22 protein-coding genes and 1 tRNA gene are annotated in these 22,601 nt (G+C 69.7%); 16 read left to right on the top strand and 7 right to left on the bottom strand.

Annotated elements, in window-relative coordinates; translation table 11 throughout:
• Positions 1-23: 23 nt before the first annotated feature.
• Positions 24-1,334 (bottom strand): isocitrate lyase, encoded by a 1,311-nt coding sequence (aceA, locus tag ABD705_RS09135; RefSeq protein ID WP_344782762.1) that lies wholly within the window; start codon positions 1,332-1,334, stop codon positions 24-26.
• 133 nt (positions 1,335-1,467) lie between these two features.
• Between aceA and ABD705_RS09140 the strand changes: the two genes are divergently transcribed.
• Positions 1,468-2,946: a helix-turn-helix domain-containing protein gene (locus ABD705_RS09140; RefSeq protein ID WP_344782764.1), complete on the top strand. Its 1,479-nt coding sequence runs from the start codon at positions 1,468-1,470 to the stop codon at positions 2,944-2,946.
• Between the two features lie 42 nt (positions 2,947-2,988).
• Here ABD705_RS09140 and ABD705_RS09145 read toward each other — a convergent pair whose 3' ends face one another.
• Complete coding sequence (locus tag ABD705_RS09145) at positions 2,989-4,512, bottom strand: PucR family transcriptional regulator (RefSeq protein ID WP_344782766.1); 1,524 nt, start codon at positions 4,510-4,512, stop codon at positions 2,989-2,991.
• 91 nt (positions 4,513-4,603) lie between these two features.
• On the opposite strand from ABD705_RS09145, the gene gabT reads away from it, so the two are divergent.
• From gabT to ABD705_RS09190, 9 genes are all read left to right on the top strand, one after another.
• Positions 4,604-5,959: a 4-aminobutyrate--2-oxoglutarate transaminase gene (gene gabT, locus ABD705_RS09150; RefSeq protein ID WP_344782768.1), complete on the top strand. Its 1,356-nt coding sequence runs from the start codon at positions 4,604-4,606 to the stop codon at positions 5,957-5,959.
• 36 nt (positions 5,960-5,995) lie between these two features.
• Complete coding sequence (locus ABD705_RS09155; RefSeq protein ID WP_344782770.1) at positions 5,996-7,465, top strand: NAD-dependent succinate-semialdehyde dehydrogenase; 1,470 nt, start codon at positions 5,996-5,998, stop codon at positions 7,463-7,465.
• Between the two features lie 8 nt (positions 7,466-7,473).
• On the top strand, positions 7,474-8,838 hold the full coding sequence (locus ABD705_RS09160; protein WP_344782772.1) for an aldehyde dehydrogenase family protein: 1,365 nt from the start codon (positions 7,474-7,476) through the stop codon (positions 8,836-8,838).
• 189 nt (positions 8,839-9,027) lie between these two features.
• Positions 9,028-9,100, top strand: a tRNA-Trp gene (locus ABD705_RS09165).
• A gap of 47 nt (positions 9,101-9,147) precedes the next feature.
• Positions 9,148-9,417, top strand: coding sequence for a preprotein translocase subunit SecE (secE, locus tag ABD705_RS09170; RefSeq protein ID WP_344782773.1), 270 nt, complete (start codon positions 9,148-9,150; stop codon positions 9,415-9,417).
• Positions 9,418-9,461: 44 nt separating this feature from the next.
• On the top strand, positions 9,462-10,502 hold the full coding sequence (nusG, locus tag ABD705_RS09175; protein WP_344782775.1) for a transcription termination/antitermination protein NusG: 1,041 nt from the start codon (positions 9,462-9,464) through the stop codon (positions 10,500-10,502).
• Positions 10,503-10,704: 202 nt separating this feature from the next.
• Positions 10,705-11,136, top strand: a complete 432-nt coding sequence (rplK, locus tag ABD705_RS09180) for a 50S ribosomal protein L11 (protein ID WP_344782777.1) — start codon at positions 10,705-10,707, stop codon at positions 11,134-11,136.
• A gap of 13 nt (positions 11,137-11,149) precedes the next feature.
• The gene (rplA, locus tag ABD705_RS09185; RefSeq protein WP_344782779.1) at positions 11,150-11,839 is read left to right on the top strand and encodes a 50S ribosomal protein L1; all 690 of its coding nucleotides are present in this window, start codon (positions 11,150-11,152) and stop codon (positions 11,837-11,839) included.
• Between the two features lie 126 nt (positions 11,840-11,965).
• Positions 11,966-12,943, top strand: a complete 978-nt coding sequence (locus tag ABD705_RS09190) for an aldo/keto reductase (RefSeq protein ID WP_344782781.1) — start codon at positions 11,966-11,968, stop codon at positions 12,941-12,943.
• A gap of 65 nt (positions 12,944-13,008) precedes the next feature.
• Here the strand turns inward: ABD705_RS09190 and ABD705_RS09195 are convergent, their stop codons facing one another.
• Together ABD705_RS09195 and ABD705_RS09200 are read right to left on the bottom strand one after the other, a co-directional pair.
• Complete coding sequence (locus ABD705_RS09195; protein ID WP_344782783.1) at positions 13,009-13,284, bottom strand: acylphosphatase; 276 nt, start codon at positions 13,282-13,284, stop codon at positions 13,009-13,011.
• A gap of 70 nt (positions 13,285-13,354) precedes the next feature.
• Positions 13,355-13,999 (bottom strand): LysE/ArgO family amino acid transporter, encoded by a 645-nt coding sequence (locus ABD705_RS09200; protein WP_344782785.1) that lies wholly within the window; start codon positions 13,997-13,999, stop codon positions 13,355-13,357.
• Between the two features lie 71 nt (positions 14,000-14,070).
• Between ABD705_RS09200 and ABD705_RS09205 the strand changes: the two genes are divergently transcribed.
• Complete coding sequence (locus ABD705_RS09205) at positions 14,071-14,961, top strand: LysR family transcriptional regulator ArgP (protein WP_344782787.1); 891 nt, start codon at positions 14,071-14,073, stop codon at positions 14,959-14,961.
• 15 nt (positions 14,962-14,976) lie between these two features.
• Here ABD705_RS09205 and ABD705_RS09210 read toward each other — a convergent pair whose 3' ends face one another.
• The 3 genes from ABD705_RS09210 to ABD705_RS09220 all read right to left on the bottom strand — a co-directional run bounded on the left by ABD705_RS09210 (position 14,977) and on the right by ABD705_RS09220 (position 17,952).
• A complete protein-coding gene (locus ABD705_RS09210; RefSeq protein WP_344782789.1) occupies positions 14,977-15,480 on the bottom strand; it encodes a MarR family winged helix-turn-helix transcriptional regulator in 504 nt (167 codons plus the stop codon).
• The gene (locus ABD705_RS09215) at positions 15,477-17,174 is read right to left on the bottom strand and encodes an MDR family MFS transporter (protein WP_344782791.1); all 1,698 of its coding nucleotides are present in this window, start codon (positions 17,172-17,174) and stop codon (positions 15,477-15,479) included. Before ABD705_RS09215 ends, ABD705_RS09210 begins: the two co-directional genes overlap by 4 nt.
• Positions 17,175-17,301: 127 nt before the next feature.
• The gene (locus ABD705_RS09220) at positions 17,302-17,952 is read right to left on the bottom strand and encodes a YqaJ viral recombinase family protein (RefSeq protein WP_344782793.1); all 651 of its coding nucleotides are present in this window, start codon (positions 17,950-17,952) and stop codon (positions 17,302-17,304) included.
• A gap of 99 nt (positions 17,953-18,051) precedes the next feature.
• Here ABD705_RS09220 and ABD705_RS09225 point away from each other — a divergent pair, with 99 nt between their 5' ends.
• The 5 genes from ABD705_RS09225 (at position 18,052) to ABD705_RS09245 (ending at position 22,547) form a co-directional block, all read left to right on the top strand.
• Positions 18,052-18,357, top strand: coding sequence for a 4a-hydroxytetrahydrobiopterin dehydratase (locus ABD705_RS09225; RefSeq protein WP_344782795.1), 306 nt, complete (start codon positions 18,052-18,054; stop codon positions 18,355-18,357).
• Positions 18,358-18,650: 293 nt separating this feature from the next.
• Positions 18,651-19,166: a 50S ribosomal protein L10 gene (gene rplJ / locus ABD705_RS09230; protein ID WP_344782797.1), complete on the top strand. Its 516-nt coding sequence runs from the start codon at positions 18,651-18,653 to the stop codon at positions 19,164-19,166.
• 41 nt (positions 19,167-19,207) lie between these two features.
• Entirely contained in the window at positions 19,208-19,591 is a 384-nt protein-coding gene (gene rplL / locus ABD705_RS09235; protein WP_344782799.1) for a 50S ribosomal protein L7/L12, read from the top strand.
• 235 nt (positions 19,592-19,826) lie between these two features.
• A complete protein-coding gene (locus ABD705_RS09240; RefSeq protein ID WP_344782898.1) occupies positions 19,827-21,056 on the top strand; it encodes a multidrug effflux MFS transporter in 1,230 nt (409 codons plus the stop codon).
• Between the two features lie 153 nt (positions 21,057-21,209).
• Positions 21,210-22,547, top strand: a complete 1,338-nt coding sequence (locus tag ABD705_RS09245) for an ABC transporter substrate-binding protein (protein ID WP_344782801.1) — start codon at positions 21,210-21,212, stop codon at positions 22,545-22,547.
• Positions 22,548-22,601 lie beyond the last annotated feature (54 nt).

The following is a 22,601-nucleotide window of genomic DNA, read 5'->3' on the forward strand; positions in this document are numbered from 1 at the left end:
CAGCCCGCATCCGGGTCTGGGGGTCAGTGGAACTGGGCGGCCTCGGTGGAGCCGGCCAGTGCCAGAGTCGCGCTGTCCGGGTTGAGCGCGGTGGCGACGACGTCGAAGTATCCGGTGCCGGCCTCGCGCTGGTGCTTGGTGGCGGTGTATCCGGATGCCTCGGCCAGGAACTCGGCCTCTTGCAGCTCGACGTACGCGCTCATGGCGCGGTCCGCGTAGCCGCGGGCGAGGTCGAACATGGCGTAGTTGATGGCGTGGAAGCCGGCCAGCGTGATGAACTGGAAGGCGTAGCCCAGTTCTGCCAGCTCGGCCTGGAACGTCGCGATCTGCGCATCGCCCAGGTGGCGCTTCCAGTTGAAGCTCGGTGAGCAGTTGTAGGCGAGCAGCTTGCCGGGGAACTGCGCGTGGATGGCGGTGGCGAACTCGCGCGCCAGCTCGATGTCGGGCTCGCCGGTCTCGACCCACAGCAGGTCGGCGTACGGGGCGAAGGCAAGGCCCCGGGCGATGACCGGCGCGATGCCCGGGCGCACCCGGTAGAAGCCTTCGGGGGTGCGCTCGCCGGTGAGGAACTCGCGGTCGCGCTCGTCGATGTCGCTGGTGAGCAGGTCGGCGGCCAGCGCGTCGGTGCGGGCGATGACGACCGTCGGCACACCGGCGACGTCGGCGGCCAGGCGCGCGGCGTTCAGGGTGCGGATGTGCTGCTGGGTGGGTACCAGCACCTTCCCACCCAGGTGGCCGCACTTCTTCTCGCTGGCCAGCTGGTCCTCCCAGTGGATGCCGGCGGCGCCGGCAGTGATCATCGAGTGCGCGAGCTCGTACGCGTTCAGCGGTCCGCCGAAGCCGGCTTCGGCATCCGCCACGATCGGCGCCAGCCAGTCCCGGGTGACGGTGCCCTCGGCGTGCTCGAGCTGGTCCTGCCGGATCAGCGCGTTGTTGATGCGGCGCACGACCTGCGGCACCGAGTTGGCCGGGTACAGGCTCTGGTCGGGGTAGGTCTGGCCGGCAAGGTTGGCGTCGGCGGCGACCTGCCAGCCCGACAGGTAGATGGCCTTCAAGCCGGCGCGCACCTGCTGCACGGCCTGGCCGCCGGTGTAGGCGCCCAGCGCCCGCACGTAGTCCTCGGTGTGCAGCAGGTTCCACAGCGTCTCGGCGCCGCGGCGGGCCAGCGTGTTCTCTTCGCGGACCGTGCCGCGCAGTCGGATGACGTCGGCGGCGGTGTAGCTGCGGGCGACGCCGTCCCAGCGGGGGTCGGTGTCCCAGATCTCCTGCAGTTCGGCGGCCGTCTGAACCTGGTCGCCGGCGCGGAGCGGGCCGGGGGTGGAGTGGGTCGTCATGGCGTTCTCCTTCGGATGCGGGGCTGCGGCGCCCGGTGGTCGTACCTCCACTGTGTGTGAAGTAGGCGGCAGCATCCGACCAAAATCGGTGTGAAGTTTCGGGAAAGTTCTGTGTTTGTGAGATAATCGCCCCATGACCGACCTGCTCGAGGATGAAAACCCCGTGATCGCGATGGACGATGAAGGGGTGGATGCCCTCACCATCGGCCGCCGGATCCGGCAGCTGCGCACCGCCCGTTCGATGACGCTGGACGCGCTCGCAGCGGCCGTCGGGCGTGCGCCCAGCCAGCTGTCGATGATCGAGAACGGCCGGCGCGAGCCGCGCCTGAGCCTGCTGCGCGCGATCGCGCGGGCGCTGGAGACGACGCTGGACGCGCTGCTGGAGTCCGAGCCGCTGGACGAGCGCAGCGAGATGGAGATCGCACTGGCGCGGGCGATGAAGGGGCAGACGTTCCAGGCGCTGGGCATCGCCCCGTTCCGCATCGGCAAGACCGTGCCCGACGACGCACTGCGGGCGCTGCTGGCGCTGCAGGGCGAGATCGACCGGCTGCGCGACGAGCGGGCGGCCACCCCCGAGGAGGCCCGGCGGGCCAACGTCGCACTGCGCCGGCTGATGCGCACCCAGAACAATTACTTCCCCGAGCTCGAGCAGCAGGCCCGCGGCATCCTGCAGGCGGTCGACCACCCGGGCGGCCCGCTGACCCAGCGCACCGCGTCGGACATCGCCGCGCATCTGGGGTTCACGCTGCACTACGTGCCCGACCTTCCGCAGACCACCCGCAGCGTCGCCGACCTGAAGAACGGACGGCTGTACCTGTCCAGTCGGCTCACGGCCAAGGGCGACCCGCGCACGGCCGTGCTGCAGGCGCTGTCCAGCCGTATCCTCGGGCACGGTGAGCCGACCAGCTATGCCGACTTCCTGCGGCAGAGGGTGGAGACGAACTACCTCACCGGCGCGCTGCTGATCCCCGAGGAGCACGCGGTGCGGTCGCTGCAGGATGCCAAGAAAGACCGCGCGATCTCGATCGAGGATCTGCGCGATGCGTACTCGGTCTCGTACGAAACCGCCGCGCACCGGTTCACGAACCTGGCGACCGTGCATCTGGGCATCCGGGTGCACTTCCTGAAGGTGCACGAATCGGGCACCATCACGAAGGCGTACGAGAACGACGACGTGAACTTCCCCAGCGACCGGCTCGGCTCGATCGAGGGGCAGATGTGCTGCCGCAAGTGGACCAGCCGCGAAGTGTTCGACATCCAGGACCAGTTCAACCCGTACTACCAGTACACCGACACCGGAGGCGGCACGTACTGGTGCACGGCGCGGGTGCAGCCGTCCAGCGAAGGGGCGCACTCGGTGAGCGTGGGGGTGCGCTTCGACGACACCAAGTGGTTCCTGGGGCGCGACACCCCCCACCGGGGCGTCTCGAAGCACTCTGTCGAGGTGTGCTGCCGGCGCGCACCGGCCGAGCTGGAGTCGGCGTGGCGCGACAACGCCTGGCCGAATGTGTCGACGCCGCGCACACTGCTGGCCACGCTGCCCACCGGCGCCTTCCCGGGTGTGGACACGACCGACGTCTACGAGTTCCTGCAGGCCCACGCCCCGGCGTGACCGGTGCGCAGCCCGCCACGTGTGCGGGTGCGCCGCACCGGCTCACGCCAGCGCGCGCAGCGCCACCCAGAGTTCGGCGCGCGCGGCGAACGAACCCAGGTCGACGCCGAGCAGCTGCTGCGCCTGGGCGATGCGCGCACGCATCGTGTGCCGGTGGATGCCGAGGGCAAGAGCCGCTTCGTCGAAGCGCGCGTCGTGCTCGAGCCAGGTCCGCACCGACTCGACCAGCGCGGTCCCGGCGTCCTCGTCGTGCGTCGCGAGCGGCGCCAGCGCCGCGCGCGCCAGGGTGCGGGCGGCGTCGGTGTGCAGCGTGGACAGCACGCCCGACGACGCGACGTCGCGGAACCACGACAGCGCCCCGACGCCGCGGCGCAGCGCCACCGCGGCCTGGTCGGCGGCACGCGCGAACGCGCCGTAACCGCCCGGTTCGGATGCCCCGATCCGCAGGTCGAACCGGGCCGCCAGCTCGGCCAGGTCGTCGGCGTCGCCTTCGGGCACCACGATCAGCAGATTCTGCTCGTCGCGGCCGAAGAACAGCCGCCGGCCGCGCTCGTGCGCGCGCAGCTCCAGCCATTCGGTCACCGCCTCGCGGGCCGGCGCATCCGTCATCGCGACGGTCACGGGTGCGGCGGGCAGCCCGCCCCACATGTCCCGCGCGACCCGGCGGGCCAGGGTCGGATCGTCCGACAGCAGCGACTGGACGACCCCGGCCCGCAGCAGCGAGCGCGCCCGCGCGAGCCCCTCGTTCTGCTCGAGCGCGAGCCCGGCCATCGCGATGACGGAGGTGACCAGGTCGCGGCCCTCCTGGTCGAGATTGCCGGTCGAGATCGCGATCACGCCGCGCAGATGGCCGCGCCGGCCCAGCGTCTGCAGCGTGAAGGGCGTGACGCCGACCTGCAGCGACGAGCCCGCGCGGGCGCCGCGGCGCAGCACCGTCGCCACCTCGTCGCCGACAGCGGCCGCCGTCGCGCCGTCCAGCGCCCCGGCCGGATGCTCGCGGGCCAGCGCCCCGGCCGCGTCGAACAGGCCGACCCAGGCGTCCAGCTGCCGGGCGAGCTCGGCCAGCGTGGCGCTCAGGCCGTCCGGCCGCAGCGCGGCCAGCGCGATCGCCCGCTGCGCGGCCAGCGCCCAGCTGCGTCGCGCATACGCCTGCGCGGCGATCGCCTGGGCGTTGGCCTGGGCGATGGCGATGAACGGGGTGCGGTAGGGCACCTCGAACAGCGGCAGGCGGGCGGTGCGGCACGCCCGGGTCAGCAGCGGGGGGATGCCGGCGCGCACGACGTCGGCGCCGAAGCCCAGGGCGCAGACGCCGCTGCCCACCAGCCGCTGCACGTAGGCGGTGTACGCGCCCGCATCGTCGCCCTCGCCGAACTGCGTGCCGGTCGTCAGCAGCGCCAGCCCGGTCGACAGGAACGGCGTCGGATCCGCCAGATCCGAGTTGTGCACCCACCGCACCGGCTGCTCCAGCGCGCCCGGCGTCAGGTCGTCCTCGGCGACCGCCAGCGACAGATGCAGATCCCGCCGTGACAGCAGGGCGCGCACGGTCGTGGCGTCGGTCTGCTCCATGCCGCAGAGTCTATACGTGAAGTCCAGGTGGTCACACCGAATGTACGTTGTGTCGAGTGCGCCAGGGGCCGTGTCGGCCTACGCTCGCGGTATGAGCATGAACACCCTGACCGCCACCCCCGTCGGCGGCCCCACGCTGCCGCAGGAGCGGCGTCTGGTCACCGACATCCCCGGCCCTCGCTCGCAGGAGCTGCTGGACCGCAAGTCCGCCGCCGTTGCCCCCGGGGTCTCGCACACCGCGCCGATCGCGGCCGTCGCCGCCGGCGGGGGAGTCGTCGTCGACGCCGACGGCAACTCGCTGATCGACCTGGGCAGCGGCATCGCCGTGACCACCGTCGGCAACGCGCACCCCAAGGTCGTCGCCGCCGTCCAGCAGCAGGTCGCGCAGTTCACGCACACCTGCTTCATGATCTCGCCGTACGAGTCGTATGTCGCCGTCGCCGAGGCGCTGAACCGCATCACTCCGGGCGCGTTCGCGAAGAAGAGCGCGCTGTTCAACTCCGGCGCCGAGGCCGTCGAGAACGCCGTGAAGATCGCCCGCAAGTACACCCGCAAGCAGGCCGTGGTCGCCTTCGACCACGGCTATCACGGCCGCACCAACCTGACCATGGCGCTGACGGCCAAGGCGATGCCGTACAAGAGCGGCTTCGGCCCGTTCGCCGGTGAGATCTATCGCGCACCGATGTCCTACCCGTACCGCGACGGACTGACCGGCCCCGAGGCCGCGAAGCGCGCGATCGCGATGATCGAGAAGCAGGTCGGCGCCGACAACCTGGCCGCCGTGCTGATCGAGCCGATCCAGGGCGAGGGCGGGTTCATCGTGCCCGCCGACGGCTTCCTGCCGGCGCTGGTGGAATGGTGCCACGTCCACGACGTCGTGTTCATCGCCGACGAGGTGCAGACCGGGTTCGCCCGCACCGGCGCGATGTTCGCCAGCGAGATCTTCGGCATCGAGCCCGACCTGATCACCACGGCCAAGGGCATCGCCGGCGGGCTGCCGCTGGCGGCGGTCACCGGTCGCGCCGAGATCATGGACGCCACCCACGGCGGCGGCCTGGGCGGCACTTACGGCGGCAACCCGGTCGCGTGCGCGGCGGCGGTCGCGGCGATCGACGTGTTCGAGCATGACGGCCTGATCGAGCGCGCCCAGCAGATCGGCGACATCCTGCTGCCGCGGCTGCGCGCCCTGCAGCAGTCCGACCCGCGCATCGGCGACGTGCGCGGCCGGGGCGCGATGGTCGCCGCCGAGTTCGTCGACCCCGAAACCGGCGACCCGGATGCCGCGCTGACGGGCGCCATCGCCAAGGCGTGCATCGCCGCCGGCGTGATCGTGCTCACCTGCGGCACGTTCGGCAACGTGATCCGGTTCCTGCCGCCGCTGTCGATCGGCGACGGCCTGCTGAGCGAGGGGCTGGATGTCGTGGCCGCCGCCCTCGCCGCCCACTGACAGCCCGACCACCGAGACCACCGAGAGGAACGCGCAATGAGCGCCGAGCAAGAGAGCGAACTGATGAACCGGGTCCCGACCGGACTGTTCATCGGCGGGCAATGGGTCCAAGCCGAAGGCGGCAAGACCTTCGACGTGCACGACCCGAGCACGAACGCCGTGATCCGCACGATCGCCGACGGCTCGCCGGCCGACGGCATGCGCGCGCTGGACGCCGCCGTCGCCGCCCAGGACGCCTGGGCGGCCACCCCGCCGCGCACCCGCAGCGACATCCTGCGCCGCGCGTTCGACCTGGTGCAGCAGCACAAGGAGGACCTGACGCTGCTGATGACCCTCGAGATGGGCAAGCCGCTGGCCGAGTCGCGCGGCGAGGTCGCCTACGGGGGCGAGTTCCTGCGCTGGTTCAGCGAGGAGGCGGTGCGCATCGGCGGCCGCTACGGGCTGAACCCCGAGGGCACCGGCCACATGATCGTCTCGCAGCACCCGGTGGGGCCGTCGTTCTTCATCACACCGTGGAACTTCCCGTTCGCGATGGCCACCCGCAAGATCGCCCCGGCACTGGCGGCCGGCTGCACCGTGGTCGTCAAGCCCGCCGCGCTCACCCCGCTGAGCACGATGTTCTTCGCGACCCTGCTGCAGGAGGCGGGCCTGCCCGACGGCGTGGTCAACATCGTCTCCACCACGACCTCGAGCAAGGTGTCGGGCCCCATCATCGCCGACCCGCGGCTGCGCAAGCTGTCGTTCACCGGCTCGACCGAGGTCGGCCGCAAGCTCATCGCGCAGGCCGCTGAAGGCGTGCTGCGGGTGTCGATGGAGCTCGGCGGTAACGCCCCGTTCGTCGTGTTCGAGGACGCCGACCTCGACAAGGCGGTCGATGGCGCGATGATCGCCAAGTTCCGCAACATCGGCCAGGCCTGCACCGCCGCGAACCGGTTCATCGTGCACGAGTCGATCGCCGAGGAGTTCGCGAACCGGGTCACGGCGAAGGTCACGGCGATGAAGATCGGCCGCGGCACCGAGGCGGACGTGCAGATCGGCCCGCTGATCGACGGGGATGCCGTCGCCAAGGCGAGCGAGCTGGTGGCCGACGCCGTCGGCCACGGCGCGACGGTGCGCACCGGGGGATCGGCCATCGAATCCGACGGCACCTTCTTCGAGCCGACGGTGCTGGCGGGCGTGCCCGTCGGCGCCGCCATCCTGCGCGAGGAGATCTTCGGCCCGGTGCTGGCCATCGCCACCTTCCGCGACGAAGACGAGGCGGTGCGGCTGGCCAACAACACTGAGTTCGGCCTGGTCTCGTACGTGTTCACCCAAGACCTCGCCCGCGGGCACCGCATGATCGACCGGCTCGAATCGGGCATGATGGGCCTGAATGTGGGCGTCGTCTCGAACGCCGCCGCCCCGTTCGGCGGCATCAAGCAGTCCGGCATGGGTCGCGAAGGCGGTCTGGAGGGCATCGCCGAGTACCTGTCCACGAAGTACACCCTCATCCCCGTCGAGCCGTAGGAGACAGCATGACCGAGTACGCCGTCGTCAACCCCGCCACCGGGCAGCTCGTTGCCGAATACGACACGTTCACCGACGCGCAGATCGCCGATGCCGTGGCCGCGGCCTCCGCCGCCTTCGGCACCTGGTCGCAGACGGCCGTCGCCGAGCGCGCCGCCGTGGTGCGCCGCATCGCGCAGCTGCATCGCGAGCGGCGCGACGAGCTGGCCGCGATCATCGTCCGCGAGATGGGCAAGCCCACCGCGGCTGCCGTCGGCGAGGTCGACTTCGCCGCCGACATCATCGAGTTCTACGCCGACAACGCCGAGAAGATCACGGCCGACCAGCCGATCGACATCGTCGGCTCAGGCACCGCCGTGGTGCGGCGCTCGCCGCTGGGCGTGCTGCTGGGCATCATGCCGTGGAACTTCCCCGCCTACCAGGTGGCCCGGTTCGCCGCGCCCAACCTGGTGCTGGGCAACACGATCCTGCTCAAGCACGCGCCGCAGTGCCCCGAGTCCGCGGCGTTCCTGGAGCGGATCTACGAAGATGCCGGACTGCCCGCGGGCGGCTACGTCAACGTCTACGCCAGCAACGAGCAGGCCGCCGCGATCATCGCCGACCCGCGCGTGCAGGGCGTGTCGGTGACCGGTTCGGAGCGCGCCGGGGCGGCCGTGGCCGAGGTCGCCGGGCGCAACCTGAAGAAGGTCGCGCTCGAGCTGGGCGGCTCCGACCCGTTCATCCTGCTGTCCACCGACGATCTGGATGCCACTGTGCAGGCGGCCTTCGACGCGCGCATCGACAACAACGGGCAGTCCTGCAACGGCGCCAAACGGTTCATCGTCGCCGACGCGCTGTACGACGAGTTCGCGGCGAAGTTCACCGCGGCGATGGCGGCGGTGCAGGCGGCCGACCCTACCGCGGAAGACACCGTGCTCGGTCCGCTGTCGTCCGAGGCGGCCGCGGCGCGCCTGCAGGAGCAGATCGACGGTGCCCGTGCGCAGGGTGCGACGGTGCTCACCGGCGGCACCCGCGAGGGCGCCTTCTTCGCGCCGACGGTGCTGGCGGATGTGACCGCCGAGATGGATGTCTATCGGCAGGAGCTGTTCGGCCCCGCCGCGACGCTGTACCGGGTCGCCGACGAGGACGCGGCCGTGGCGCTGGCCAACGACACCTCGTACGGTCTGGGCTCCTACCTGTTCACGACCGACCCGGAGCAGGCCCAGCGCGTGGCCGACCGCATCCAGGCGGGCATGGTCTACGTGAACCTGGTGCTCGCCGACAGCCCGGAGCTGCCGTTCGGCGGCGTCAAGCGCAGCGGCACGTCGCGCGAGCTCGGGCTGCTCGCAGCCGACGAGTTCGTGAACAAGAAGCTCATCCGCGTCGGGGCGTAGCCGGTTCGCGCGGCAACCGGTGCCGACAGCGGCGGCATCCAGGTCGGTTCGCGGCCGCGGAGGGCATGCCCTACACTGGAGAGGCAGTATTGTCTGCATTCTTTCGCTGTGCCCACGGGCCGAGGGCACGTCCCTCAGATCGCCGGTCGCAGCGCAGGAGTGAGGGCATCCCGGGACCTTCGGGTCCATAGGGCGGTAGCTCAATTGGCAGAGCAGCGGTCTCCAAAACCGCAGGTTGCAGGTTCGATTCCTGTCCGCCCTGCGCTTCAGCGATTTGCTGATTCACGGAAGACGATTCAGGTGGGGTCGATGGTCCAGGACGAGCCGAACGGCGAGATCATCGCTGCCAGCGATCGATCTGGCGAGCAGAAGGCGAACGTCTTCCAGCGCATCGTCATCTTCATCCGCGAGGTCTTCGCTGAACTGCGCAAGGTCATCACGCCCACGCGCCAGGAGCTGATCAAGTACACCATTGTGGTGATCGGCTTCGTCGGCGTGATGATGGCCATCGTCTACGGGCTGGACATCCTGTTCAGCTGGATGACCAACGTGGTATTCGGCGCACCGCCGACACCCTGACGACCTGCGCACCCCGGACGACACGAACGGAAGAGAAACAACAAGTGGCTGACAGACATGTCGACGACGCCGACTGGGCGACGGCCGCCGAGCAGTCCAGCGAGGACGACGAGGCCCAGGAAGGCAACGTCCTGCAGTCCGAAGAGCGCGCGGTCGAGGCGGCCGAGCACGGTGCGCTGCACGTCGAAGACGAAGACGACGCGGATGCGGATGACTCGGACGAGCGCTATGACCTTGAAATCGACGACCCGGAGGCTGACGCCATCGTGAACGACGCACTGCACATCGACGAGACCGCTGAGGCCGAGGCGGCCGCTGAGGTCCTCACCGACGACGCGGCCGACGAAGCGGCGCAGGCCGCCGCCGACGCGGCCGACCAGGTCACCCCTTACGACGGCCCCGACATCAACGGCGAGGACGACCGCCCGGCACCCGACGACGACGATGCGGATGCCGAGGATGAGGACCCGTATGAGGCGTTCCGCACCGAGCTGCGCACCCTCGAGGGCAAGTGGTACGTCATCCACTCTTACGCCGGCTTCGAACGCAAGGTGAAGGCCAACATCGAGCAGCGCAAGTCGACGCTCGAGGTGGAAGAGGACATCTACCAGGTCGAGGTCCCGATGGAGGACGTCGTCGAGATCAAGAACGGCCAGCGCAAGATGGTCACGCGTGTTCGGATCCCCGGCTACGTGCTCGTGCGCATGGAGCTCAACGAAGACACCTGGTCGGTGGTGCGGCACACCCCGGGTGTCACGGGCTTCGTCGGCAACGCGCACAACCCGACGCCGCTGCGCTTCGAAGAGGCGTTCAACATGCTCAAGCCCCTCGTCGAGATCAAGGATGTCGCCACCGTCAAGGGTGGCGCCGCCAAGAGCGGCCAGACCGCTGCTCGGGCGATCCCCGCCGAGATCGACTTCGAGGTCGGCGAGACCATCACGATCAAGGAGGGCTCGTTCGCGGGTCTGCCCGGCACGATCAGCGAGATCAACGCCGCGAGCGGCAAGCTCACCGTCCTCGTCTCGCTGTTCGAGCGCGAGACCCCGGTCGAGCTGTCGTTCGAGCAGGTCACGAAGATGCTCTAGCGCGCCCCCGCGCCCGCACGGACACGCCGGTCCCACCCGGAATGCCCGGCCTCGGCCGCCGGACGCGCCGTATTGCGGCATCCGGTAGACTTACGTGGTTGCGCGCTCGTCGCGCCACCATCCCCACCACTGCCAGGAACCGCCTGGTGTGTGGCAGCGCGTTCCGGAGCACTGCGCCCCGGACGCACGAAAGGAAAGCACAATGGCACCGAAGAAGAAGGTGACCGGCCTGATCAAGCTTCAGATCAAGGCCGGCGCCGCCAACCCGGCACCGCCGATCGGGCCCGCGCTCGGTCAGCACGGTGTGAACATCATGGAGTTCTGCAAGGCGTACAACGCCGCGACCGAGTCGCAGCGCGGCAACGTCATCCCCGTCGAGATCACCGTCTACGAGGACCGCAGCTTCACGTTCATCCTGAAGACCCCGCCGGCCGCCGAGCTGATCAAGAAGGCCGCCGGCGTCGCGAAGGGCTCGGCCACGCCGCACACTGTCAAGGTGGGCAAGCTCACCCGTGAGCAGGTGCGTCAGATCGCCGAGACCAAGCAGCCCGACCTGAACGCGAATGACATCGACGCCGCCGCGGAGATCATCGCCGGCACCGCCCGTTCCATGGGCATCACGGTCGAGGGTTGAGGGAGTAACGAACATGGCTACCAAATCCAAGGCTTACCGCGCCGCGAGCGCGAAGATCGAGGCGGACAAGTTCTACACGCCGACCGAGGCTGTCGGGCTCGCCCGTGAGACCGGGTCGAAGAAGTTCGACTCGACCGTCGAGGTCGCGCTCAAGCTCGCCGTCGACCCGCGCAAGGCGGACCAGATGGTGCGCGGCACCGTCATCCTGCCGCACGGCACCGGCAAGACCGCCCGCGTGATCGTGTTCGCCACCGGACCTGCCGCCGAGGCTGCCATCGCAGCCGGTGCGGACGAGGTCGGCGGTGCCGAGCTGATCGAGCGGGTCGCCGGCGGCTGGACCGACTTCGACGCGGCCGTGGCCACGCCCGAGCTGATGGGCCAGGTCGGTCGTCTGGGCAAGGTGCTGGGCCCGCGCGGCCTGATGCCGAACCCGAAGACCGGCACAGTCACCCCGAACGCGGCCAAGGCCGTGGAAGACATCAAGGGCGGCAAGATCGAGTTCCGCGTCGACAAGCACGCCAACGTGCACTTCGTCGTCGGCAAGGCCTCGTTCACCGCCGAGCAGCTGGACGAGAACCTGCGCACCGCGCTCGACGAGATCGTGCGTCTGAAGCCGTCCAGCTCGAAGGGACGCTACATCCAGAAGGGTGCGGTGTCGACCACGTTCGGCCCCGGCATCCCGCTGGATGTGGGCGCCATCTGATCCCGACGTGCAGAACGGGGCCCCGCCTTCGGGTGGGGCCCCGTTCTGTGTCCGGCGGCGGAGGGGACCTGTCCGCCCTGCGGCAGGCGGCCGCATCCGGTCGGGCGGGCGTGGGATCGTTGAGCCATGGAGTACACACGACTGGGCGACTCGGGCCTGCGCATCTCGAAGATCATCCTCGGCTGCATGAGCTACGGCGAACCGGATGCCGGCACGCACGAATGGTCGATCGGCATCGATGCCGCCCGACCCTTCTTCCGGCGGGCGATCGAGGCGGGCATCACGACGTTCGACACCGCGAACGTGTACTCGCTCGGTTCGAGCGAAGAGATCACGGGTCGTCTGGTGCGCGAATTCTCCTCACGCGACGAGGTCGTCATCGCCACGAAGGTCGCCATGCGCATGGGGCCCGGACCGAAGGGCAGCGGGCTGTCGCGCGCGGCGATCTTCGCGCAGGTGGACGCGTCGCTGCGCAGACTGGGCACGGACTACATCGACCTCTACCAGATCCATCGGCTCGACCCCCGGGTGCCGAGGGAGGAGATCATGCAGGCGCTGCACGATCTCGTGCGAGCGGGCAAGGTCCGCTATCTGGGGGCGTCCTCGATGTACGCGTGGCAGTTCGCGACGCTGCAGCACGCGGCCGATATCGGCGGCTGGACGCGATTCATCTCGATGCAGGACCAGTACAGCCTGCTGATGCGCGAGGAGGAGCGGGAGATGCACCCGTACTGCCTCGATCAGGGGGTCGGCGTGATCCCGTGGAGTCCGTTGGCGCGCGGTCGCCTGGCACGTCCCTGGGGAGCGGAGACGTTCCGCACCCGGACGGATGCGTACGGCAAGACGCTCTACCACCAGCAGGACGACGCCGACCGGGCCGTCATCGAGGTCGTCGGCGAGATAGCCGCGACGCGTGAGGTCAGCCGCGCACAGGTCGCTCTGGCCTGGGTGATGGCGCAGCCCGCCGTCTCAGCGCCGATCGTGGGCGCGACCAAGCCGCAGCATCTCGAAGACGCGCTGGCCGCCGCCGAGCTGACGCTGACCGACGATGAGATCGCGCGACTGCAGGCCGGATACACCCCGCGGCTGCCGGAAGGATTCTGATCGGGCGGGTGACCTGGACGGGCGTCGTGCGGTTCCCTCCAGGCGGATGCCGCCGGCGTCGTCGGTCATGCCGTCGGTCGCACCTCGAACCCGACGTACCCGGCGGGCGGCAGATCCCGTACCCGTGCACCGGTGACCCGCGATCCCGGCGGGCCCTCGGCCATCCATGCGAGCAGCGCGTCGACCTGGTCAGCGCTGCCCTCGACCTCGGCTTCGACGCTGCCGTCGTGGCGGTTGCGCACCCAGCCGGCGGCTCCCGCCTCCCGCGCTTGAAGGCGCATCGTGTAGCGGTAGCCGACGCCCTGCACCGACCCGGTGACCACCACATGCACGCGTCGCATTCCTCTATCGTGCCGTGATGGCCCGGCCGCGGCCAACCGGTGCGGCATCCGCTCGGGGCGCGCTCGGCGGTCAGCCGGGGAACGCGAGGTGCACGGCCAGCGCGATCATGATCACCGCTATCACGGCGTCCAGGACGCGCCACGCCCGCGGCGTCGCCAGCAGGCGGCCGAGCAGCCTCGCCCCGAACGCGAGGCTGAAGAACCACAGCGCACTGGCCACCATCGCCCCCAGCGCGAACGCCCAGCGGCCGGCCCCGTGCGTGCTCGCCACCGAGCCGAGCAGGAACACGGTGTCCAGGTACACGTGCGGGTTCAGCCAGGTCAGCGCGAGGCAGGTCAGCACCGCCGGAGCCAGCGCCGTGCGCGTCGCGACGGCGGTGCCTCCCGGCGCGGGCGACGTGCCGGCTGCGCGGACGCGCAGCGCCGCGCCCGTCGGGCGCACCGCGCGCCGCAGCGCCATCGCGCTGTAGCCGAGCAGGAAGGCCGCGCCCATCCAGCGCACGAGCGTGACCAGCTGCGGCAGTGCGTGCAGTGCGAGCCCGATCCCCGAGACGCCGAGCACGATGAGCAGGGCATCCGAGAGGGTGCAGATCACGGCGATCGCCAGCACGTGCTCGCGACGCAGGCCCTGGCGCAGCACGAAGAGGTTCTGCGCCCCGATCGCGACGATCAGCGAGAGACCGAGTCCGAGGCCGGCAAGAGCAGAGGTGAGCACATCTCGACGCTACGAGCCGGCGACTCTGAAGCACAGCTCAGGGTTCTGATGCTGCATTAGTATGCCTTACGATGCGGATCCCGTTCGAGCTGGCCGAGACCCTCGCCGTCGTGATCGACGAGGGGACGCTGGATGCTGCCGCCCGCCGGCTGCACGTGAGTCCGTCCGCGGTCAGCCAGCGCATCAAGGCGCTGGAGGAGCGGCTCGGGCAGGTCGTGCTGGTGCGCAGCAGGCCCGCGAAGGCGACGGCTGCCGGCGCCGCGGTGGTGCGGTTCGCCCGCCAGCTCGCGCTGCTCGAGCAGGATGTCGTGGCCGTCTTGGAGCCGGACGCGACCACGCGGATGAGCGTCGCCCTCGCGGTGAACGCCGATTCGCTGGCGACCTGGTTCCTCGCCCCGTTGACGCGGCTGAGCCGGCAGCATCCGCTCGTGTTCGACCTGCACCGCGACGACCAGGACTTCACCGCCGGCCTGCTCGAGTCCGGCACCGTGCTGGGCGCGGTCACCTCACGGGCGCAGCCCGTCGCCGGCTGCCGCGTCGTGCCGCTGGGGACGATGGGATACGAAGCGGTCGCGACACCGGAGTATGTCGCGACCTGGCTGCCGGGCGAGACCGACGCCAGCGTGGTCGACGCGCTGGCGCACGCGCCGCTCGTGGACTTCGATCGCCGCGATGACCTGCAGTCCGGCTGGCTGCGCGCCCGGGGCGTGCGGGCGACGCCGCCGCGGCACTATGTGCCGGCGTCGAGCGACTTCGCCCGCGCCGTGCAGCGGGGCATGGGGTGGGGCCTGTTGCCGACGTTCCAGTCGGCCGCGGGCCTGGCCGACGGCACGCTGGTCCGCCTCGGCGGCGATCGGGTCGACGTGCCGCTGTACTGGCAGCAGTGGAATCTGCGCTCGCCGCTGCTCGAGCTGATCGCCGACGAGGTTGTCGCCGAAGGGCGTCGGGTGCTCGTGGCGTGACGCGCGATGCGCGGTTCAGACCGCCCGCGGCACGATGGTGGTCGCCAGTGCCCGCAGCAGCCCGGTTAGCCGCTCGATCGAGGCCAGGGGCCACTCGATCATGGCGCCCTCGAGCTGGTCGACGAACGGGAAGCGCACCGCCTCATAGCGCTCCCGGCCCGGGGCGGACAGGCTGATCAGACGGATCCGGCCGTCCGCCGGGTCGGGGGTGCGCTCGATGAGCCCGAGCCCCTCCAGTTCGGTCACAGCACGACTGATCAGGCCCTTGTCCTGCTCCATGCGCTCGGCGAGCGTGGAGGCGCTCACCGGGCCGATCTGGTCGATCATCGTGAGCACCTTGAAGGTGCCGGGGAGCATGCCCGGACTCACGGCGTCCGCGGCCTGCGCATACGCGCGGCGCAGCTGGGTGAACAGCAGCGTGAACGCGCTCTCGAGCTCTCGCACGGCTTCGCGGTGCCCTCCGGGCGCAGGGTCGGCGCCCGCGGCGGGGGCGTGCTCGGCGGCGTCGGCGGTGGTCATCCCTCGTCCGGTCCCCGGCGTCCCGCCTCGGCCGTGGCGCCCGCGACCGGGATGCTGCCGGTGGCGGTCAGGACCTCCATGCCCTCGGCCACCGAGACGGTGGCCAAGTCCGCCTCGCCGGCGTGCTGACGCTCGGTGTTGGTCATCCGGGTCAGCGGCGTGTTCGGGATGAACACGATGGCGATCAGGCTGATCACGGCGAACGGCACGGCGAACAGGAACGAGTGCGAGATGCCCTGCGCGTAGATGTCCTCGACGATCACGCGCAGCGCGTGCGGCATGTCCGACACCTGCGGCATCGTGCCCGAGCTCAGCTGCGCCTGCCAGTATGGCGCCTGATCGCCGAGGCTCGTGATGGCCGCGACCAGGTCGGACATCTGCTGCTTCATCAGCTCGATGACCTTGGCCGCCAGCGCGGCGCCCATGACCGCGACTCCGATCGTGCCGCCCAGGCTCCGGAAGAAGGTGACCCCGGAGCTGGCCACACCGATCTCACCGGGCTTGCAGGTGTTCTGCACGATCAGCACCAGGTTCTGCATCGTCATGCCGACGCCGGCGCCGAGCAGGAACATGTAGAGCGAGACCAGCACGAAGTTCGTGTCGTAGTGGATCGTCGACAGCGTGTACGAGCCGGCGATCAGCAGCACGCCGCCGGCGATCAGGTACACCTTCCAGCGCCCGAACCGCGAGATCAGCCAGCCGATGACGATGGATGCCGCGAGCAGGCCCGCGATCATCGGGATCGTCATGAGCCCCGACTGGGTGGGCGTGGCGCCGCGCGCGAGCTGCATGTACTGGCTGAGGAACACGGAGGCGCCGAACATCGCGATCCCGGTCGCGATCGACGCGACCACGGCGAGCGTGAAGGTGCGGTTGCGGAACAGCGACAGCGGCACCAGCGGCTCCTTGGAGCGCAGTTCGACGATCACGAACAGCACCGCCGCCAGCAGGGCACCGCCCACCATCAGGAGGGTCGGCACGCTCCACCAGTCGAAGCTCGTGCCGGCGACGGTCACCCAGATCAGCAGCAGCGAGACCGCGACCGACAGCAGCACGATGCCGAGGTAGTCGATCGACACCTTGCGACGCACCACGGCCGCCAGGTGCAGCGTCTTCTGCACCATGATCAGTGCCAGGATCGCGACCGGCAGTGCGACGTAGAAGTTCCAGCGCCAGCCCCACGCATCGGTGAGCACGCCGCCCAGAAGCGGACCGCCGACCGTGGCGACGGCCATCACCGCGCCGAACAGGCCCATGTACTTGCCGCGCTCGCGCGGGCTGAGGATGTCGGCCATCAGGACTTGGCTGAGGGCGGCGAGGCCGCCCGCGCCCAGTCCCTGCACGGCGCGGAAGGTGATCAGCATCTCGGGGCTCTGCGAGAATCCGGCCGCGGCGGTGGCCAGCACGAAGATGACGATGGCCAGCTGGTAGAGCAGCTTGCGGTTGAACAGGTCGGCGAGTTTGCCCCAGATCGGCGTCGAGATCGCCGTGGTCAGCAGCGTCGCGGTGACCACCCAGGTGAACGCGGCCTGGTCGCCGCCCAGGTCGTGCACGATCACCGGCAGCGAGCTCGAGACGACGGTCGAGGCGAGCATCGACACGAACATGCCGAGGATCAGGCCGGACAGGGCTTCGAGCACCTGCCGGTGGCTCATCGCCGGCTTCGCGCCGGCGACGGGGTGGGGAGTGGTCATCCGAGTCTTTCCATGAGGACGGGGTGGATGCGGCGGCACTGGCGCAGGTTGTTGACGAACGTCAACTGTTGACAAGAGTCAACTGTATGGTCGATCGTTGACCTCTGTCAACTACCTGTCCGCATGGTCAGTCGGCGAGGGCCAGGGCGCGGTACGGTTCGCGCGCCGGGGCCGCCGGGCCGGCAGGCACCGGACGTGGATGCGTGCGGCGGTGCAGCTCGTCGATCAGGCTCGTCGCCAGTCGCACGAGCTTCGCGATCTCGGCGTCGTCGCGGTCCACCCAGGCGCACCGCGGCTCGTCGCCGACCGGCACGAAGTCCTCGTGCTGCTCCCACGCGACCAGCGTGCGCTCGGCGCCCAGCACGTGCTGCTGCCACCACACCTGCCGCAGATAGGAGCGGGGGATGCTGCGCCAGGCCTTGCTGGTCGTCTTGATCTCGGCGAGGGTGATGCGGCCGTCGGCATCCTGTGCGATGCCGTCGGGCGTGGCCAGGTGCCGCGGCTCGACCACTGCGCGAAACAGCGCCGATGAGGGCGCGATGCCGTGCGTCGCCGCGACCCACCGGGCGATCTCCGGCTCGCGCCGCCGCCCGTGGTCGGTGTAGGCGTTGCCGGTGAACCCAGTGCCGCGCAGCTTGGCGTCGGCCGCGCGCGCGATGACCCGTGCGCTGGTCAGGGCCGCGACATCCGTCGCCGTGATCCCGCGCGAGCGCGCCCGCAGCCAGCCGACCCGGTCGCGCGAATCCGCGACGATGCGGTCGGCAAGCTCGGGGGTCACCTCTCGAGGGTATCCCCGGTGGCAGACGGACCCCGTCCGCGACGCGGGGCCTCCGCGGACCGGGTTGCATTCACGGCGCACAGTGGCAGAGTCGGGGGCATGGACATCATCACGCAGGACGGGTTCCGCGCGGCCGCAGGCGTCGGCGACTGGCGATTCGCCGACGACGCCGTGAGCGCCGTGTTCACGACGGGCGACTTCGCCACCGGCGCGCGCCTGTTCGAGGCGATCGCCGCACTCGCCGAGGCCGCGAATCACCACCCCGACGTCGAGGTCACCTACCCGAAGGTGCAGGTGCGGCTCACGTCGCACGACGCCGGCGGTGTCACCCGCAAGGACGTCGAGCTGGCCGCGGCGATCTCACAGGCCGCCCGCGACCTGGGCATCGGCGCCGAGCCGGCCTGAGCGCGCCCGGCGGCCTGATCGGCTGAGGGCTTCCCGGCGCACGGCTGCGGTGCGATTTGGCGCCGGGGGCGGCATCGGCGTATTCTGGTGCATAGCCAAAGACCGTCGGTCATCGGCGTGCGCGAGCACTCCGATCGAAGCACTGCCACGCAGGGGCCCACGCAGGTGACATGAAGGATTCTGCTGATTCCGCTCCGTCGCTTGCGTCGGAGCTTTTTTGTGTGTCAGGAGACCGGTGATTTCAGGCCGGTGCCCCGCCATCGCGGAGCATCTCATACAGACAAGGAGTGGCCATGGCGCAGAAGGACCAGGCGGTCGCCGAGCTCACGAAGCATTTCGAGAACTCTGCCGCTGTTCTGCTGACCGAGTACCGCGGTCTGACGGTTGCCGAGCTCAAGGAGCTTCGGGGCAGTATTCGTCAGGACGCGGAATACGCCGTGGTGAAGAACACGCTGACCAAGATCGCCGCCAATAAAGCGGGAATCGGGTCGCTGGATGACGACCTGAAGGGGCCGTCAGCCATCGCATTCGTGCACGGTGACCCAGTCGCCGTCGCGAAGGGCCTGCGCGCCTTCGCCAAGGCACATCCTCTTCTGGTGATCAAGGGCGGCTTCTTCGACGGCGCCCCCCTGACCGCGGAAGAGGTCAACCAGCTCGCCGACCTCGAGAGCCGTGAAGTCCTGCTGGCGAAGCTCGCCGGTGCCTTCAAGGCCTCGATGTTCCAGGCGGCATATCTGTTCAACGCACCGCTGTCGAAGGCCGTTCGCACGGTCGACGCGCTGCGCGAGAAGCAGGAGTCCGCGGCCTGATCCCGGCCTCGGCATAACAACCCTCAGCAAGGAGAACCATCATGGCAAAGCTCAGCACCGACGAGCTTCTGGACGCCTTCAAGGAGCTGTCGCTCATTGAGCTCAGCGAGTTCGTCAAGAAGTTCGAGGAGACCTTCGAGGTCACCGCCGCCGCCCCCGTCGCCGTTGCCGCCGCCGGCGCCCCGGCCGCGCCCGCCGAAGAGGTCGAGGAGAAGGATTCCTTCGATGTCATCCTCGAGACGATCGGCGACAAGAAGATCCAGGTCATCAAGGTCGTCCGCGAGCTCACCTCGCTCGGCCTGGGCGACGCGAAGGCTGTCGTCGACGGCGCGCCCAAGGCAGTTTTGGAGGGGGCCACCAAGGAGGCCGCCGACAAGGCCAAGGCCGCCCTGGAAGAGGCCGGCGCCACGGTCACCCTGAAGTAGTCTCTGCTTCGCTGCGAGAGCCCCGGGCCGGTGCCCGGGGCTCTCTCGCGTCCTGCTGCGAACGCAGGGCGAACATCCACTCCTACGACCGGTCGGACCCCGCTACGTGACTGCTGATGAGAACACCCCCCGCACGCTGACCGGATCGATCCGCACCGTGACCGCGGCGCTGCGCCTGCCGCCGGCCACCGGTGCGATCCGCACCCTCGGCCCGGACCCGGCCACGGCGCCGATCATGCTGCACCCGGGCGACGCGATCTCCACCGCCCGCCGGGTCGTCTACATCATCCTGCTCGGGGCACTCACCGCCCTCGGGCCGTTCACCGTCGACCTGTATCTGCCGGCCTTCCCGGTGCTCGAGCGCGACTTCCAGACCACCGCCGCAGCCGTCCAGCTCACCCTGACCGGCACCATGATCGGCTTCGGCCTCGGCCAGCTGATCATCGGCCCCCTCAGCGACAAGCTGGGCCGGCGCATCCCGCTGCTGATCGTGACCGCGCTGCATGTCGCGGCCAGCGTGCTGGCGGCGCTTGCGCCGACCCTGCTGCTGCTGGGCGGGGCCCGCGTGCTGATGGGCATCGGTGCCGCCGCCGGCGGCGTCGTGGCCATGGCGATGGTGCGTGACCTGTTCGGGGGACGGCGGCTGGTCGTCATGCTCAGCCGGCTCGCCCTGGTCAGCGGCGCCGCGCCGGTGATCGCACCGCTGATCGGCTCGGCGCTGCTGGTGGTGATGGACTGGCGGGGCATCTTCATCGTGCTCGCCGGCTACGGCATCGTGATGCTCGGCTGCGCGAGCTTCGTCCTGCCCGAGACGCTGCCGCGGGCGCGGCGGGTCGATGCCGGCACCACGACGATCTGGCAGCGGTACGGCAGCGTGCTGCGCGATCGCATCTTCATCGGAGTGCTGGTCATCGGCGCGATGACTTTCAGCGGCCTGTTCTCGTACCTGTCGAGCTCGTCGTTTCTCTTCCAGGAGAGCTACGGGTTCACCCCGCAGCAGTACGGGCTGCTGTTCGCCGCCAACTCGGTGGGCCTGGTCATCGGCGTGCAGATCGCGGCACGGCTGGCCGCGCGGTTCGGCCCGCAGTGGGTGCTCGCCTTCTCGACCGCGGTGCTGGTGCTCTCGGCCGTGGCGATCCTGGTCTGCGACCTGGCCGGCGCGGGCCTGTGGGGCACCGTCATCCCGCTGTTCGTGTTCATGACCGCGTGCGGTTTCACCTTCCCGTGCGTGCAGGTGCTGTCGTTGGACCGCCACGGCAAGGCCGCCGGCACCGCCGCCTCGCTGCTCGGATTCGCCAACAATGCCGTGGCCGGCTTCATCTCGCCGATCGTGGGCTTGATCGCGCACGAGGCCGGAATCACCGCGTCGACGATGGCGGTCGTGATGATCGGATGCGCCGTGGTCGGCGTGGCGGCACTGTGGCTGATCGTCCGCCCGCACACGGTGCCGCAGCTCACGCCCTGACCGGTTCCGGGGGAGGCACGCCATGAGAGCGCTCCCATGAGTTATCAACCTGTTATGGGCCTTTGTTGAAAAGCCCACGCGACGCCTGTACGTTCGCTGTAAGCGCTTGCGGCGTCCCGAACCGGGGCCGCCTCTTGCTTCCGAACGAGGAGGATGACAGTGGACAAGTCAATGCGACGTTCCGTGATTTCCTCGCTGGCACTGGTGGGCGTGGCGAGCATGGTGCTGACCGGCTGTGCCGAGACCGGTTCAGGCGGCACCGGCGACGACAGCGTGAAGGGCCAGACCGTGCACATCTCGGGCGGCATCACCGGGTCCGAGGCGGACCTGCTCAACCAGTCGTTCGACCAGTTCACCAAGGACACCGGCATCAAGGTCGAGTACACCGGAGACAAGGGCTTCGAAGGCAACATCGTCACCAAGGTGAAAGGCGGGTCGGCACCCGACCTCGCGATCGTCCCGCAGCCGGGGCTGTTGCAGTCGCTGATCCTCACCGGCGAAGTGCAGAAGGCCGACGAGACCGTCAGCGCCAACGTCGACAAGTACTGGTCGAAGGACTGGAAGAACTACGGCAGCGCCGACGGCGACTTCTATGCGGCGCCGATGCTCGCCAACGTCAAGGGCTACGTCTGGTACTCACCGGCCGAGTTCACCAAGTGGGGCGTGGAGATCCCCAAGACCTGGGACGACGTGCTGGCCCTGACCAAGACGATCCGGGAGAAGACCGACGCGGCCCCGTGGTGCGTCGGATTCGCATCGGGTGACGCGTCCGGCTGGCCGGGCACCGACTGGATCGAGGACCTCGTGCTGCGCCAGGCCGGGCCGGATGTCTACGACCAGTGGGTCAGCGGTGACGTGAAGTTCACCGACCCGCAGATCAAGGACGCCTTCGACGCGGTCGGCTCGATCCTGCTGAACAAGGACTACGTCAACGCCGGGTTCGGTGACGTGAAGAGCATCAACTCGACGGCGTTCGCCGACGTCGCCGCCAAGGTCGCCGACGGCACCTGCGCTCTGACGCACCAGGCATCCTTCCTGTCGTCGAACTTCCTCGTCGCCAAGACGAAGGACGGCGCCACACCCACCGTCGCACCCGACGGCGACGTGTACGCGTTCGTGCTGCCGGGCATCGAGGCCGGCGCCAGCTCGATCGAGGGTGGCGGCGAGTTCGTCGCCCGCTTCGCCGACTCCGCGGCGGCCAAGCAGGTCCAGCAGTTCATGACCACGCCCGAGTTCGCCGATGCCCGCGTGAAGCTGGGCGGCGTCATCTCGGCGAACAAGGGCGCCGACGCGTCGCTGGCCTCCAGCGACTTCCTGGTCGAGGCGATGAAGATCATGCAGGACCCGAACACGGTCTTCCGTTTCGACGCATCGGACCTGATGCCGGCCACGGTCGGTTCGGGATCGTTCTGGAAGGGCATGGTCAGCTGGATCGACGGCATGCCCACCGACAAGGTTCTCGAGGCGATCCAGGCGGGCTACGAGAACTAGCGCACGACGGGTCGGCAGGACGAGTGCACGGCGCCCGTCCTGCCGACCCCGCAG

Source organism: Microbacterium kribbense (genome assembly GCF_039537285.1).
Classification (GTDB): domain Bacteria; phylum Actinomycetota; class Actinomycetes; order Actinomycetales; family Microbacteriaceae; genus Microbacterium; species Microbacterium kribbense.

Bases quoted from the DNA above. Each gene is read 5' to 3' on its own strand.
- ABD705_RS09215 (WP_344782791.1), bottom strand. From the start codon at position 17,174: ATGACCACTCCCCACCCCGTCGCCGGCGCGAAGCCGGCGATGAGCCAC.
- rplA (WP_344782779.1), top strand. From the start codon at position 11,150: ATGGCTACCAAATCCAAGGCTTACCGCGCCGCGAGCGCGAAGATCGAG.
- ABD705_RS09240 (WP_344782898.1), top strand. From the start codon at position 19,827: ATGCTGCACCCGGGCGACGCGATCTCCACCGCCCGCCGGGTCGTCTAC.
- aceA (WP_344782762.1), bottom strand. From the start codon at position 1,334: ATGACGACCCACTCCACCCCCGGCCCGCTCCGCGCCGGCGACCAGGTT.
- secE (WP_344782773.1), top strand. From the start codon at position 9,148: ATGGTCCAGGACGAGCCGAACGGCGAGATCATCGCTGCCAGCGATCGA.
- rplK (WP_344782777.1), top strand. From the start codon at position 10,705: ATGGCACCGAAGAAGAAGGTGACCGGCCTGATCAAGCTTCAGATCAAG.
- ABD705_RS09245 (WP_344782801.1), top strand. From the start codon at position 21,210: ATGACAGTGGACAAGTCAATGCGACGTTCCGTGATTTCCTCGCTGGCA.
- rplJ (WP_344782797.1), top strand. From the start codon at position 18,651: ATGGCGCAGAAGGACCAGGCGGTCGCCGAGCTCACGAAGCATTTCGAG.
- ABD705_RS09190 (WP_344782781.1), top strand. From the start codon at position 11,966: ATGGAGTACACACGACTGGGCGACTCGGGCCTGCGCATCTCGAAGATC.
- ABD705_RS09160 (WP_344782772.1), top strand. From the start codon at position 7,474: ATGACCGAGTACGCCGTCGTCAACCCCGCCACCGGGCAGCTCGTTGCC.
- gabT (WP_344782768.1), top strand. From the start codon at position 4,604: ATGAGCATGAACACCCTGACCGCCACCCCCGTCGGCGGCCCCACGCTG.
- ABD705_RS09225 (WP_344782795.1), top strand. From the start codon at position 18,052: ATGGACATCATCACGCAGGACGGGTTCCGCGCGGCCGCAGGCGTCGGC.
- ABD705_RS09140 (WP_344782764.1), top strand. From the start codon at position 1,468: ATGACCGACCTGCTCGAGGATGAAAACCCCGTGATCGCGATGGACGAT.
- ABD705_RS09195 (WP_344782783.1), bottom strand. From the start codon at position 13,284: ATGCGACGCGTGCATGTGGTGGTCACCGGGTCGGTGCAGGGCGTCGGC.
- ABD705_RS09210 (WP_344782789.1), bottom strand. From the start codon at position 15,480: ATGACCACCGCCGACGCCGCCGAGCACGCCCCCGCCGCGGGCGCCGAC.
- ABD705_RS09155 (WP_344782770.1), top strand. From the start codon at position 5,996: ATGAGCGCCGAGCAAGAGAGCGAACTGATGAACCGGGTCCCGACCGGA.
- ABD705_RS09145 (WP_344782766.1), bottom strand. From the start codon at position 4,512: ATGGAGCAGACCGACGCCACGACCGTGCGCGCCCTGCTGTCACGGCGG.
- rplL (WP_344782799.1), top strand. From the start codon at position 19,208: ATGGCAAAGCTCAGCACCGACGAGCTTCTGGACGCCTTCAAGGAGCTG.
- ABD705_RS09205 (WP_344782787.1), top strand. From the start codon at position 14,071: ATGCGGATCCCGTTCGAGCTGGCCGAGACCCTCGCCGTCGTGATCGAC.